Source organism: Frondihabitans sp. OV104 (genome assembly GCF_057787745.1).
The window spans coordinates 1,197,092-1,210,327 of the sequence record NZ_CM173541.1 but is presented as its reverse complement, the minus strand read 5'-3'; the positions used below and the strand labels follow the sequence as shown (position 1 = coordinate 1,210,327).

The 13,236-nt window shown below is 69.3% G+C and carries 9 protein-coding genes and 4 tRNA genes; 1 reads left to right on the top strand and 12 read right to left on the bottom strand.

Annotated elements, in window-relative coordinates; all coding sequences use genetic code 11:
* Window positions 1-381: 381 nt before the first annotated feature.
* The 5 genes from AC3CBB_RS05715 to AC3CBB_RS05695 form a co-directional block, all read right to left on the bottom strand.
* Complete coding sequence (locus AC3CBB_RS05715) at window positions 382-582, bottom strand: multidrug transporter (protein WP_488626297.1); 201 nt, start codon at window positions 580-582, stop codon at window positions 382-384.
* A 371-nt stretch (window positions 583-953) separates the two neighbouring features.
* On the bottom strand, window positions 954-1,304 hold the full coding sequence (locus AC3CBB_RS05710) for a hypothetical protein (RefSeq protein WP_488626296.1): 351 nt from the start codon (window positions 1,302-1,304) through the stop codon (window positions 954-956).
* 809 nt (window positions 1,305-2,113) lie between these two features.
* Window positions 2,114-2,185, bottom strand: a tRNA-Val gene (locus AC3CBB_RS05705).
* Window positions 2,186-2,225: 40 nt separating this feature from the next.
* Window positions 2,226-2,299, bottom strand: a tRNA-Cys gene (locus AC3CBB_RS05700).
* Window positions 2,300-2,383: 84 nt separating this feature from the next.
* Window positions 2,384-2,455, bottom strand: a tRNA-Gly gene (locus AC3CBB_RS05695).
* Between the two features lie 164 nt (window positions 2,456-2,619).
* Here AC3CBB_RS05695 and AC3CBB_RS05690 point away from each other — a divergent pair.
* A tRNA-Val gene (locus AC3CBB_RS05690) sits at window positions 2,620-2,695 on the top strand.
* 92 nt (window positions 2,696-2,787) lie between these two features.
* Here AC3CBB_RS05690 and AC3CBB_RS05685 read toward each other — a convergent pair.
* From AC3CBB_RS05685 to AC3CBB_RS05655, 7 genes are all read right to left on the bottom strand, one after another.
* The gene (locus AC3CBB_RS05685) at window positions 2,788-4,815 is read right to left on the bottom strand and encodes a beta-galactosidase (RefSeq protein WP_488626295.1); all 2,028 of its coding nucleotides are present in this window, start codon (window positions 4,813-4,815) and stop codon (window positions 2,788-2,790) included.
* Complete coding sequence (locus tag AC3CBB_RS05680) at window positions 4,812-5,756, bottom strand: carbohydrate ABC transporter permease (RefSeq protein WP_123504636.1); 945 nt, start codon at window positions 5,754-5,756, stop codon at window positions 4,812-4,814. Before AC3CBB_RS05680 ends, AC3CBB_RS05685 begins: the two co-directional genes overlap by 4 nt.
* Window positions 5,753-6,694 carry a carbohydrate ABC transporter permease gene (locus AC3CBB_RS05675; protein WP_488626294.1) on the bottom strand — a complete coding sequence of 314 codons (942 nt, stop codon included), beginning with the start codon at window positions 6,692-6,694 and terminating at the stop codon, window positions 5,753-5,755. Before AC3CBB_RS05675 ends, AC3CBB_RS05680 begins: the two co-directional genes overlap by 4 nt.
* Before the next feature lie 69 nt (window positions 6,695-6,763).
* Window positions 6,764-8,125, bottom strand: a complete 1,362-nt coding sequence (locus AC3CBB_RS05670) for an ABC transporter substrate-binding protein (protein ID WP_233579759.1) — start codon at window positions 8,123-8,125, stop codon at window positions 6,764-6,766.
* Between the two features lie 49 nt (window positions 8,126-8,174).
* Complete coding sequence (locus tag AC3CBB_RS05665; RefSeq protein ID WP_488626293.1) at window positions 8,175-10,310, bottom strand: beta-galactosidase; 2,136 nt, start codon at window positions 10,308-10,310, stop codon at window positions 8,175-8,177.
* 184 nt (window positions 10,311-10,494) lie between these two features.
* Window positions 10,495-11,586: a LacI family DNA-binding transcriptional regulator gene (locus tag AC3CBB_RS05660; protein ID WP_488626292.1), complete on the bottom strand. Its 1,092-nt coding sequence runs from the start codon at window positions 11,584-11,586 to the stop codon at window positions 10,495-10,497.
* 107 nt (window positions 11,587-11,693) lie between these two features.
* Window positions 11,694-13,076, bottom strand: a complete 1,383-nt coding sequence (locus AC3CBB_RS05655; RefSeq protein ID WP_488626291.1) for a serine hydrolase domain-containing protein — start codon at window positions 13,074-13,076, stop codon at window positions 11,694-11,696.
* Window positions 13,077-13,236: the final 160 nt, after the last annotated feature.

Sequence of the window (13,236 nt, the reverse complement as noted above, 5' to 3'; positions counted from 1 at the left end):
GCTTTGTGACGGGGAAGATGCCGTCAGGCAGGAGAGAGGGCGGCCTGCGCTGGGCAGCAGGCAACGGCACGGCCCCGGCGGTGCAGCCGCGCGGAGGCGTTGGGGGAACGCCTCCGCGCCCGCCTCGCCGTCCTGATCCTGCAACCCACTGCGAGACGCCTCCGCCTAAGACGGAGCTACACCGACAGGGCCGGGCCGGTGCGCTGAACAATACTCACGTTGAACAGAATGAGCAATCAGATCGGTCGAGCCGACAAGCAGTCGCTTCAGCAGGCCTCCGTGCCGAGCGAACAAGTGCCGCCGGATCAGGGTCCGGCGGCACTCGGGGCGATCTGGGCACCCGATCCCATTCGGGGCCGAGGCGATTCGGGTTTGCTGCGGTCAGTCGTCGCGCGTGACCTTGCCCGGGATGACCTTCGCCGTGTCGGCCACGTCGATGCGCGTCGTGCCGTCGGGAGACTCGCTGGTGACGATCCGCGGGGCGGCGTCCGACTCGTCCGACTTGGCCGCCCGGGTCAGCTGATCGTGCCGCTTCTCTTCGAAGCTCATCTCGTCTGTGCTTTTCGCGTCGTCTTCACTCATGACCACAGTCTCTTCCACAGCCCGTGGAGACGACCGACTGACATGAGACTCCCAGCGTGGGGCGCTGCCGCGGAATCCGGCCACGGCAGCGCCCGCCGCCCCTCCTGCAGGAGACCTGCGTGAAGAGACGTCACAGCGACTAGGGAATCGCCTTGAGAGACGGTAGGCGCGTTCACGGCTTCGTGCCGTAGGTTGACACGAGATCGTCAGGGGCCGCTCAGGCCGTGTCCACAACCATCCACGCGAACGCGGCTCTGTCCATCCCCGAACAGATACGTTCGGCCGTGGGATGATGAGATCTCCTCGATGGGATCAGGGTCGGGGAGACGCGGGGGGCGCGAGTCGCCTCCCGCGTTCCTGCGCGGCTGCCGTCACACCCGGCTCGGCGGCGCGTCCGCGACGGCGGGATCGGATGACGAGTCCGTCGCGATGACCTCGAGGTTGCCGCCCTGGAACTTTCGCAGCTTGACGAGAAGAACGGTGCAGACCGAGTGCGGGCAGTAGATCGAGAGGGGTTCGTCCTCATCGCCCGTGATGACCCGCAGCTCGCACCCGCGAGCCGCGTGCAGCTCGATGACCGCCCGGATCTCGCCCCGCTCGAGTCGGGCGAGCTCCTTCTGCTCGTCGCCGATGACGCAGCCGACGATGAGATGCGACTGGGTCTCGACGAGTTCGAACGAGGTACCCCTGACATCCCACTTGAGGACGGAGTGCGGCTTCATGCGCGGAGCTTATTGCCGCACTGACACCTCGGCAAAATCGTCCGTGGGAGAGCGGCGGGCTCCAGCGAGTGAAGCCCGGCCTGATGGGATCTGGGCAGAACACCAGGCCGGGAGCAAGTGAGGCCGACCTGAGGAGAGGGCCACCGGAACCCGAATCCGGTGGCCCTCCCACGACTCCGGCGCTGGAGGCGTTCGGTGGCGCATAAGGGGTGGAGCGTCGCCGAGAACCCTGATTCATCACAGCGAGTGGAGCCGTCTCTCCTGGTGAGGGAGACCGGCAGGGGATGCCGGTGAGAAGAAAGCTACATCGAGCGACCCTGCCGGGCCCCACCCCGTTCGGGGGCTGGACATAAGCGATTTCCTGCGCGCACGGAAACGCCCCCGACCCGGATCAGGTGGGCGGGGGCTGACTCCGCCAGGCGAAGGTAGACGAAGAATGACAGGCGCAAGGCAACACCCGCTAGTACCGACCGTCCAGTCAATCGCGGTCCGCGCCTCGACTTCGCCAAACGCCACGGGAAAGGTGAGGGAGCCAAGTCCCGTGGCTCCCTCACCCGGGAACGAACGACCCGAATCGTCCGCCTGATCCGATACCCGATCGGACTTCGATTAGACGCCCTGGCTTCTCGGCGAGTGCGGCACAGTGAACGACTTTCACGGTATTCCCAGGAAGGGGCGTCGAGGGCTGCCACGACACCACCAGCGATCGTCCCGCCGGCGCCGAGGCTCGCCCAAAGGACGCGGACCGCGGCGGCCGCAACGGGAAGAGGCCCGACGTGACTCGTGGAGTCAGGCCGGGCCTCTCTAAGTGAGCGATACTGGGATCGAACCAGTGACCTCTTCCGTGTCAGGGAAGCGCGCTACCGCTGCGCCAATCGCTCATGGGTTCTTTACTTGTGGGGTGTCTCATCGAGCAGAGCGTGGAGGTGGGGACGGGATTTGAACCCGCGTGCCCGGCTTTGCAGGCCGGTGCCTCGCCTCTCGGCCACCCCACCATTCGTCTCGAACGACGTGAGTTGAGCTCCAAGAGGGGAAACCCACCACACAGGTGGATCACCCATCTGGTGAGCTTTCACTCGAGCGGATGACGAGATTCGAACTCGCGACCCTCACCTTGGCAAGGTGATGCGCTACCACTGCGCCACATCCGCATTGGGGAGGTTGACTTCCCCTGGTTGTTTTCGCCGCATCTCTGCGACCTCAGGAACTCTATCCGATGGTTCGCACGAATTACAAACTGAGACTTGTTCGTGTCTACACGGGTGCGCCGAATAGGAGTTCAGTCTCCATTTCCAGTAGTATCGACGAGTCCCACGGGCGATTGGCGCAGTTGGTAGCGCGCTTCCTTCACACGGAAGAGGTCATCGGTTCGAGTCCGGTATCGCCCACCAGAATCAGTCACACGCGCAGTGCGTCGCGCGCCGTCGTGGGCGGGACGCCGGGCCCGACGGTGCCGAGTCCTGATCGTGGTGCGGACGCCCCGTCAGGGCGCGACGGCGGCAACCTCCCGCACCAGCACGGCCACGCCCTGCGGCGCCAGCACCAGGCCGGCGCCGGGTGCGCCGGTGAGCGCGTCCGTGCCGAGCAGGTCGAGCGCGGCGTCGGCCGAGCCGTGGTTGATCGCGATCGTCGCCGACCCGCGCTGCACGAACTCGACGCCGGCGACCCGCGGGAGCGTCGCGACACCGGCCTCGGCGATCACACCGGCTGCGAAGCGGGCGAGTGTGGCGTCGTCGGGCAGCGTGGCGACGTACCAGCCGGTCCCGGCACCGCGCCCGTTCCGCGTGATCGCCGGCTGCCCGTCGAGCACCCCGCCGTCGAACGAGGCCGACACCGTGGCCCCCTCGACGCGCACGGACTCGCCCCACAGCGTCGCGGCGCCGGCTCCTCCGACGGCATCCCCTCGCAAGGCCAGCGGCGCAGGAACTCCGCCCCCCGTAGCCGCGAGATCCGGCGCCGTCGGCGGCGCGAACTCCTCGACCCACACCCCGAGGGTCTGCCGCAGCGCCCCGAGGTACCCGCCCAGCCGGATGTGCAGGTTCTCGTCCACGATGCCGGTCTGGAACGACGCCACGAGGGTGCCGCCGCTCGCGGTGTAGGCGTCGAGGGCGGCGAGCTGCGCATCGGTTGCGACGAAGAGCGACGGAGCCACGACCACGGCGTAGGGCGCCAGGTCGCTGTCGGGCGACACGAAGTCGATCGTGACGCCGACGGCCGTGAGCGCCCGGTACCAGGCGAAGACGCCCTCGACGTACGAGAGCCGCGTGGGAGAGGCCTCCTGCTCGATCGCCCACCAGGAGGTCCAGTCGAAGACGACGGCGACGCGGGCCTCGACGCGCGAGCCGAGCAGGCCCGTGGCGGAGAGGTCGGCGAGCTCGGCGCCGAGTTCCTGCACCTCTCGGAACACGCGGGTGTCGGTGCCGGCGTGGGGGACCATGCCGGCGTGGAACTTCTCGGCCCCGGCCTTGGCCTGGCGCCACTGGAAGAAGAGGATCCCGTCGGCGCCGCGACCGATGCACTGGTACGACCAGGCGCGCATCTGGCCGGGACGCTTGGCGGCGTTGCGCTCGCGCCAGTTGACGGCGGAAGGGGACTGCTCCATCAGGAGCCACGGCTTGCCGCCGCCCAGCGAGCGGATCAGGTCGCGCTGCATCGCGCCGTACACCGGTGACAGCGGGTCTCCGGGGTCGGGGTAGGAGTCGTCTGACACCACGTCGACCTCGCGGGCCCAGGCCCAGTAGTCGGCGCCCTTGAAGAAGCCCATGAAGTTGGTCGTGATCGGCACCGAGGAGCTCGCGCGGATGACCGCGACCTCGACGCGGTAGCACTCGAGCAGCTCGTCGGCCGAGAAGCGGTCGAAGTCGAGCAGCTGCGTCGGGTTCTTGAACGACGGAGCCGCGCGGGGCGGCAGGATCTCGTCGAACGAGTCGTATCGCTGCGACCAGAACGCCGTGCCCCAGGCGTCGTTGAGTGCCTCGACCGTGCCGTAGCGGGTGGCGAGCCAGGCGCGGAACGCCACGGCCGACGCATCGCAGTAGCAGTGGCTGACGTGGCAGCCGTACTCGTTGCCCACATGCCACAGCTCGAGCGCCGGGTGGTCGGCGTAGCGCTCGACGATCGCGGTCACCAGGCGGGCCGCGTAGCGGCGGTAGACCGGCGACGACGGGCAGTACGCCTGGCGGCTGCCCGACGAGAGGGTGACGCCCTCTTCGGTGACGGGGAGCATCTCGGGGTGCTTCAGCGCCAGCCACGGCGGCGGCGAGGCGGTCGCGGTGGCCAGGTCGACGCGGACGCCGCCCGCATGGAGCAGATCGAGCACCTCGTCGAGCCAGGCGAAGTCGAACTCGCCGTCGCGGGGCTCGAGGCGGGCCCACGAGAAGATGCCGACGCTGGCGAGGTTGACGCCGGCCCGGTTCATGAGGGTGACGTCGTCGCGCCAGACGTCTTCGGGCCACTGCTCGGGGTTGTAGTCGCCGCCGTAGGCGAACGCGGACCCCAGGACGCCGCTCATTCCTTCACGCTGCCCGAGGCGAGACCGGTCTGCCAGTACCGCTGCAGGAAGAGGAAGGCGATGATCAGCGGGATGATCGAGACCATCGAGCCGGTGATGACCGTCGAGAACATCGCCTGCGAGCCGCCGCCGCCCGCGCTCGTCGCCTGCTGCTGGGCGAGGCCGACGGTGAGCGGGTACAGGTTCGACGAGTTCAGCATGATCAGGGGCAGGAAGTAGTTGTTCCAGGTCGCGACCAGCGCGAACAGGAACACCGTGACGATGCCGGGGCCGAGCAGGCGCAGGCCCACCTGCCAGAAGATGCGCCACTCGCCGGCGCCGTCGACGCGGGCGGCCTCGATCATCGAGTCGGGGATCGCGTCGGCCGCGTACACCCGCATCAGGAAGACGCCGAACGGGCTGACGAGCGACGGCACGATGACCGACCAGGGGGTGTTCGTGATGCCGAACTGGCTGAAGATCAGGTACGTCGGCAGCGCGAGCGCGGTCAGGGGGATCATGATGGCGCCGAGCACGACGCTGAACATCAGGTTGGCTCCGGGGAAGCGGTACTTCGCGAAGGCGTAGCCCGCCATCGTCGCCAGGAACGAGGCGCCGAGCGCCGAGACCGCGGCGTAGATGACCGTGTTCAGCGCCCACTGCAGGTAGATGCCGCCCGAGACCGTGAACACGTCGTGGATGTTCTGGAACAGGTTGAAGTGGCCGAACGCGTAGCCGAACGTCGAGAACAGGTCGGAGTTGTCTTTCGTGGAGGCGATCACGAGCCACGCGATCGGCAGCACGAAGTACAGCGCGCAGAGCCAGAGCAGCACGGTGAGGAGCGTCGAGCGCCGCTTCTCGCTGCTGTAGGCCCTGGTGGTGCGTCGCGGCGCGAGGTCGCGGGCTCGGACCGGGGCGGGCTCCGCCCCGGCGACGGGCTTTCCGGTGGCTGCGGTCGTCATGAGGCTTTCGCTTCCCTTCGCTGCGTCGACAGCTGGACGACGTACGACACGATCGCGATGACGATTCCGAGGAGGAACGCGATGGCGGCGGCGTAGTTGACGTCCTGGTTGACGAACGCGAGGTTGTACGCGTAGTAGTTGGGGGTGAAGGCGTTGTCGATCACGTTGGGCGCGAGGCCCTTCAGCAGGCTCGGCTCGTTGAAGAGCTGGAACGTGCCGATGATCGAGAAGATCACCGTGAGCATGATGGCCGGGCGGATCGCGGGGATCTTGATGCTCCAGGCGATCCGGAACTGCCCGGCGCCGTCGATCTCGGCGGCTTCGAACAGCTCCGACGGGATCGACCGCAGGGCCGCGTACATGATGATCATGTTGTAGCCGACGAACTCCCACGTCACGATGTTCATGATCGAGCCGAGGATCGATGAGGCGCTCAGCAGGTTGGGGGCGCCGAAGCCGAGGGCCCGGAAGACCTGCGCGATCGGGCCGAAGTCCTGGCCGTAGAGATAGCCCCACATCAGCGTCGCGACGACGCCCGGGACCGCGTACGGCAGGAAGACCAGCAGGCGGATCGCCCCGGCGCCGCGGGCCCGGCCGGAGTCGATGGCCAACGCCAGGAACAGCGCGAGCACGAGCATGATCGGCACCTGGATGATCAGGAAGAGCCCCATGCGCCCGACGCCGGCCAGGAAGTCGGCGTCGGTGAACGCGCGGATGTAGTTGGCGAACCAGGCGAACTGCGAGCCGCCGACGAGGCGGGTCGCGAACAGGCTGAGGTAGCCCGAGTAGAACAGCGGCACGAGCAGCATGAGCACGAACACGAGCAGGAAGGGCGCGACGAACAGGTACGCCGCCCGGTGCTGGCGACGCTGGTTCGCGTTGGCTCGCTTCCTCGTGCCCGGGCGCGCCCCGCGAGGGGCGACGACGGACTGGGTCATGTGGAACTCCTTCGTTCACGTCCAGAGGGGGAGAGGCGGGGCGGCCCGGAGGCCGCCCCGCCGGCACTGCTATTTGTTGACGCTGAAGCCCTGCTGGGTGCCGTAGTCGACGAGGGACTTCTGCCAGGCGTCGAGCCCGGCCGAGAGGTCGCCCTTGGCCGCCAGCGCCTTGCCCATCGTCTCGTTGTAGCTCGAGTAGGCGTAGTCCATGTAGGGCAGCCACTCGAACTTCGTGTCGACGGTTCCGGAGATCCCGGCGAACAGCTTGTTCACCTGCTGACCGCCGTAGAACGGCGCCTTCTGGTCGGTGAACTCGGTGCTCTCGAGGGTCTTCGTCGAGGTCGGGAACAGGAACTGCTTGTTCGCGAAATCGAGCGTCGACTCGGCGTCGTTGTTGATGAACTTCGCGAGCTCGTAGGCGGCGATGGGGTTCTTCGACGTCTTGAGCACGGCGTCGGACGACCCGCCCCAGTTGCCCGAGACGCTCTGACCCGCCTCGTACTGGGGGAGCGGAGCCGCCTCCCACTTGCCCGACGTCTTGGCCGCGGTGCCCTGCAGGAAGACGGGACCCCACGCGGCGGTCAGCCAGCCGGCGTACTTGCCGCTCGCCAGGCCCTGGTACCAGCTGTCGGTGAAGTCGGGGTCGGTCGAGACGTAGCCCGCCTGGATCAGCTTCTGCCAGTACGCGGCGACCTCCTTGGCCTTCGCGCCGTTCACGTCGACCGTGACGCCCTTGTCGCCGTCGTAGCCGAACGGCTTGACGCCGGCCTGCCAGAGCAGACCCAGCATCTGGCCCGCCTGGCTCGAGGCGAGGTCGGACATGTACGAGCCCGTCTTCTCCTTCACGAGCTTGGCGTCGGCGGCGTACTCGTCCCAGGTCTCGGGCGCCTTGGTGACGCCCGCCTTGGCGAGGATGTCCTTGCGGTAGAGGTTGCCCATGGGGCCGGCGTCCTGCGGGATGCCGTAGACGGCGTCGCCGCGCTTGACCTGGTTCCACACCCACGGCGTGTACTCGTCGGACAGCTTGGAGGCGCCGTACGGTGCGAGGTCGAGCAGGTTGCCGGTCACGTTGAAGGACGAGATGTACTGGTACTCCATCTGGACGACGTCAGGAGCCCCCTTGCCGGCCTTCACCGCCGTGCGGATCTTCTGGTAGTGCGGAGCACCCTGGCCGACGTTCTCGACGTTGACCTTGATGTCCGGGTACTTCTTCTCGAAGAGGGCGACCTCGTTCTTGATGTCGGGAACCCAGGTCCAGAAGTTCAGGGTGGTCGGCGTGCTCATCGCCTTGTCGATGTCGGCCTGCGAGACCGTCTTGGTCGCGCTGCCTCCGCCGCCGCCGCTGGAAGCGGTGCAGCCCGACAGGACAAGGGTCACAGCAAGGAGGCCGGTGCCCAGCGCCACTGCTGTTCTCGGTGCGTTCTTCCTCATTGGTTCTTCCTTCATTCTCGGGTTCGTCGATCGGCTGCGATGGACGAACTCACCCGTCGACCAGGGCCAGGGAAGACCACGGTTCCAGGGAGATCTCGGTGCCGGCGAGGTGCCGGGCAGGGTCTGCTTCGGTGAGGTCGGAGACGTCGTGGGGGACCGTCACGGTCGCGCCTGCGGCCGACCAGTTGTGGACGAACCAGGCGCGCGCGCCGTCGGGGAGGGTGCCGGAGGCGACGGTGACCGTGTCGCCGCGCGTCCACCCCGCCGCGATGGGCTGCGGAACGGCGTACCGCACCACGTCGGCGGAGAGCGCGCCGTTCGGGACGGTGCCGACGTAGGTGATGCGGCCCGTTCCTGCGCCCCTCGTCGTCACGGCCGGGAAGCGGCCGAACGAGGAGTGCTGGTAGGTGGCGAGCACGTCGGCGCCCTCGACGACGAGTCCGTCGGCCCAGTCGGTCGCTCGAGCCTCGGGGCTGAGCGGGAGGGCCTCGCTGCCGGTGACGGCGAGCTCGTCGTCGAGGTTCGTGAACTCCTCGTACCAGACGCCGGCCGCGTCGTGCAGCGTGTCGGGGGCGACCGCCAGGCGGGCACGGGCCTCCTCGTCGGCGTAGCCGGTGCGCGGCCCGACGATGAGGTGGCCGCCGGCCTGGGCGTAGTCGGCCAGCAGCTGCAGCTCGTCGTCGTCGGCGATGTACACGGCCGGTGCGACGAGCACGGGGAAGCGCCTCACCAGCTCGGCGGCGCCGATCGCGACCGCCTGGGCGACGTGCAGGATGCGCGCCTGAGCACCCGCCCCGATGACGCCGGCGTGGAAGGCGTCGACGATGTGCTGGTAGCTGTCGCGACGCCCGGTCGTGCCGTCGACGTTGAGGGGCGGCGTGAAGTCGAAGGCGAATCGCGTCGCCGTGGACCACAGGATCGCCACGTCGGCGTCGGGCTCGTACCCGTCGAGGCGGGTGCCGATCTGCTTCAGCGCGGCCCCGATCTCGGCGACCTCGCGGAACACGCGGCCGGGCCTCTGGCTGTGCGGCAGGACGCCGCCCCAGTACGTCTCGGTGCCGAAGTGGAGGGTGTGCCAGTGCCAGTACTCGATCTGGGTGGCGCCGCGGGCGATCAGTGCGAAGGCGGACTGCTTGAGCTGCCCGGGGTAGGGCGGGTAGTTCTGCGAGGCGCCGCCGATCGACCAGGCGTTCGTCTCGGTGACGAGGAAGCGCCGCTGGTTCGATGAGAAGAGGCGATCGGCCTGACGGTACAGGCCGGCGACGCCTGTCGAGGTCCACGACGTCGGCACCGGCTTGACGTGGTCGAGCGAGAGGTGGTCCTGCATGCCGTAGTACGGGTTGCCGGCGGTGATGTCGAGGGCCGCGACGAGCTTCTCGTCGTCGATCGCCGGGCGCGGGTAGGCGATGCAGGTGGTGACGAACTGCTCCGGGCGGGAGTACTCGCGGACGATGTCGGCCTGCCAGGAGATGAACTCCGTGGTCACCTGCGCCTGGAACTGCCGCCAGGCGAGGTCGTACTGGGGCTGCGCGTTGCCGTCGGGCGTCCAGAGCTCCGACCAGTCGGCGATCCGGTGCGACCAGTAGACGAGGCCCCAGGCCTTGTTGAGCTCGTCGACCGTGCCGTACTTCGCCTTCAGCTGCCGGACGAAGCGGCGGAAGGTGGACGGGTTGTGGAAGAGCAGCATGCCGGGCTCGTTGTCGACCTGGAAGCCGATCACGGCGGGGTGGTCGGCGTAGCGCTCGACGATGGTGCGGATGACGCGCTCGGCGTGGAAGAGGAACGCGGGGTGGCTGTAGTCGACCTCCTGGCGGGAGCCCCAGGGCATCGGCTCGCCGGTCTTCGTCTGCGCGGCGATCTCCGGGTGGCTCTGCTGCAGCCACGGCGGCACGGCGTAGGTCGGGGTGCCGAGGATCACCGAGATGCCGCGGGCGTGGGCGCCGTCGAGCACGGGCAGGAGCCAGTCGAGGTCGAACTCGCCGTCGCGGGGCTCCCAGGTCGACCAGACCGACTCGCCGACGCGGATCACGGTGAAGCCCGCCTCGACCATGAGGTCGAGGTCGGTGTCGAGGCGGTCGCCGAGCTGGTACTCGGCGTAGTAGGCGGCCCCGAAGAGGATGCGGTCGGGGGTGGCAGCGGCAGTGAGGGGCTGCGGGGTGTGTGCGGTCGCAGGGTGCATCGTCATCGTGCGGGAACTCCATCGTCCAAGCCGGTGTTAGCGGTAACATCGTTGTCGAGAAGGACCATATCCCGTTCTTGTTACCGGTCACAAGCCCCGTGTCGAAACTGTTACCGATTCGGCTGCCCCGCATCGCAGCCGACTGGAGGCGGGGCATCGCAGCCGACTGGAGGCGGGGTACCGCTGTCGACTAGAGGCGGGGCGCCGCCGTCGACGACCGCACCACGAGCTCCGCCGCGAACCGCGGGTCGACCCGCTGGCCGCTCGCCGTCGAGCCGTCGATCAGCGTGAGGATCTGGCCGAAGGCGATCCGGCCCTGCAGATCGAAGTCGAGGCTGACGGTCGTGAGCGGCGCCGGGAAGTACGGCGCCTCGGGGATGTCGTCGAATCCGACGACGCTCATGTCGGCCGGAACGGACAGCCCGCGCTCGGCGAGGGCGCGCATCGCCCCCAGGGCCATCTGGTCGTTCGCCACGACGAGGGCGGTGGCGCCGCGGTCGAGGGGGAGCTCGAGCGCCGCCCGGTAGCCCGACGCCGGCGACCAGTCGCCGTGCGCGCGGCCGACCTCGGTGAGCCCCCGCGCCCGGGTGGCCGACTCGAACGCGAAGAGGCGGTTGCGGGCCGAGATCCACGCGCCGGGTCCGGCGATCTGCAGCAGGCGCGTGTGGCCGAGGTCGGCGAGGTGGTCGATGAGCATCGCGACGCCCTGGCCGTTGCGGGTGAGCTCGTGCTCGCCGACGCTGTCGTCGTCCTCGCCGGCGATGAACCAGGGCACGCTGAAGCCCGCCGTCGAGAACGCGTCGAGGACCCTGTCGGTCGAGCCGAACGCGATGATCCCGGCGAGGTCGCGCGAGTCGGCGATGCGCAGGGCCCGCTGGATGTCGGCGTCGTTGCCGGGGTCGAAGCTGACGATGTCGAGGAGGTAGCCGGCGTCGCGGGCGCCGCGGCTCGCGCCCTGCAGGATCTTGGCCGGGCCGACCTGCTCGATCTCGTGCGTCAGCGCGCCGATCCGGTGCGAGCGGCTGGTGGCCAGGGAACGGGCCGTGAGGTTCGGCCGGTAGTCGAGCTCCTCGAGCGCCCGCTCGACGCGCTCGCGCGTCTCGGGCCGGATCCCCTCGTAGCCCTTGAGCAGCCGGCTGACCGTCTGGTGCGAGACCTGGGCGAGCTTCGCGACGTCGTAGATGGTCGGGGCGCGACGGAGGGCGCCGGGCACCCGGACCGGTCGGACCCCGCCGGGAACCGCCACCGATTCCACCCGCGCGGGCGCCGTGCCGTCGTCCATGGCGCGCTCCCGTCTGTCGTTCTCAGAGTATCGACCCGCGCGATCCCCGCCGACCAGCCTGCGGCCCCCATCCTGGGCGGTTTCTGAGACGCGGCCGACGGGAGCCGCTAGGGCCGCGGCATCCGCACCTGGGCGAGCGGCAGGCCGTGCAGCGGCTCGGTGACCCAGGCGGCGGCGAACGTCCCCGCAGACTGGTCGAGCTCGACGACGAGGCGGTGGGGCGTCTCGATGAAGGCGACGTCGAGGCGGACCCCGCCGGCCTCCCCGGGCGACGCCGACGCCGCGACGGCGTCCGACACGAGCCACTCGCCGTCGCCGAGGGGGAGGCGGAGGGGGAGGCCCTGGTCGACGAGGGTCGCCGTACGGCCGGCGCCGAGCACGACGCTCGTGAGGGTGGGCAGGCGGTTGCCGGGGCCGGGCTCGAAGGAGGCCGGCTCGAGCGTCACCCCGGTGCCCGGCGGCACGGGGAGGGCCAGCGAGGCCAGACGCGCCGCGAGGGCCGTGTCGGACGAGGTCGACGCGGTTCCTGCGCCCACGGCAGGGAGGAGGTGCGCCCAGACGGCGTCGAGGACGGCCTGCATGTCGATGCTCTGGCCCGTCATCGCGACGACGAGGTCGAGCTCGGGGAGCACGACCGCGAACTGGCCGTAGGCGCCGTCGCCGCGGAAGCCGTGCGTGGCCATCCAGAACTGGAAGCCGTAGCCCTGCGACCAGTCGGGGGAGCCGCCGACGGCCGCATTGTCGACCTGGAGGCGCGTCGCCTCGTCGACGTAGGCCGTCGGGACGAGCTGCACGCCGTTCCAGACGCCGCCGTTCAGGTAGAGCTGGGCGAGCTTGGCCACGGCCGAGGTCGGCGCGTGGAAGCCGCTGAACCCGAGCTGCTCGCCGCTCGGGTGCGTCAGCCAGCCCACCTCGCCGATGCCCAGCGGGTCGAAGAGACGGGGCCTCAGGTAGTCGACGAGGGTGCCGCCGGTCGCGCGCTGGATGATCGCGCCGAGCGTGTAGGTGCAGGGCTGGTTGTAGCAGAACAGGGTGCCGGGCTCTTCGTCGGGAGGCATCAGCAGGAAGCCGCGGACGAGGTCGGCGGGGTCGAGGGTGCTCGCGCGCTCCACCGTCTCCTCGCGGTGACCGCTCGCCATGGCCAGAAGGTGGCGGACCGTGATGCGGCGGGTGCGCTCGTCGGTGATCTCGGCGTCGAGCTCGGGGAAGTGGCTGATGATCGTGTCGTCGAGCGAGAGGAGGCCCTCCGCGGTCGCGATGCCCACGGCCGTCGAGGTGAAGCTCTTGCTCAGCGAGTAGAGCAGGTGCTGCCGGTCGGGCGCGTACGGGGCCCACCAGCCCTCGGCGACGACCTCGCCGCCGCGCAGCACCATGAGGCTGTGCGGCTCGACCTCGGCGGTGCTCTCGAGGGCGTCGATGAGCGCCTCGATCCCTCCGGCGTCGATGTCGTGGGCGGACGGGGAGCTGCGGGTGAGGGCGTCGTTGGTCACGAGGCCCACGCTAGTCGCGGATGGCGGCATCACGGCCCGGGATCCCGACATGGCACCAGGAATTCGCCTGGTGCGATGTCGCGATCACGGGTCGGGACGACTACCGCTTGCTGCCCTTCAGCAGCAGGATCCCCGACAGTCCGACCGCCCTAGGGTCAGC

What these genes read in the sequence shown, in the direction of transcription:
- AC3CBB_RS05670 (WP_233579759.1), bottom strand. Translation starts at nt 8,125, where the DNA reads ATGAGGAAGAACGCACCGAGAACAGCAGTGGCGCTGGGCACCGGCCTC.
- AC3CBB_RS05680 (WP_123504636.1), bottom strand. Translation starts at nt 5,756, where the DNA reads ATGACGACCGCAGCCACCGGAAAGCCCGTCGCCGGGGCGGAGCCCGCC.
- AC3CBB_RS05685 (WP_488626295.1), bottom strand. Translation starts at nt 4,815, where the DNA reads ATGAGCGGCGTCCTGGGGTCCGCGTTCGCCTACGGCGGCGACTACAAC.
- AC3CBB_RS05715 (WP_488626297.1), bottom strand. Translation starts at nt 582, where the DNA reads ATGAGTGAAGACGACGCGAAAAGCACAGACGAGATGAGCTTCGAAGAG.
- AC3CBB_RS05665 (WP_488626293.1), bottom strand. Translation starts at nt 10,310, where the DNA reads ATGACGATGCACCCTGCGACCGCACACACCCCGCAGCCCCTCACTGCC.
- AC3CBB_RS05675 (WP_488626294.1), bottom strand. Translation starts at nt 6,694, where the DNA reads ATGACCCAGTCCGTCGTCGCCCCTCGCGGGGCGCGCCCGGGCACGAGG.
- AC3CBB_RS05710 (WP_488626296.1), bottom strand. Translation starts at nt 1,304, where the DNA reads ATGAAGCCGCACTCCGTCCTCAAGTGGGATGTCAGGGGTACCTCGTTC.
- AC3CBB_RS05660 (WP_488626292.1), bottom strand. Translation starts at nt 11,586, where the DNA reads ATGGACGACGGCACGGCGCCCGCGCGGGTGGAATCGGTGGCGGTTCCC.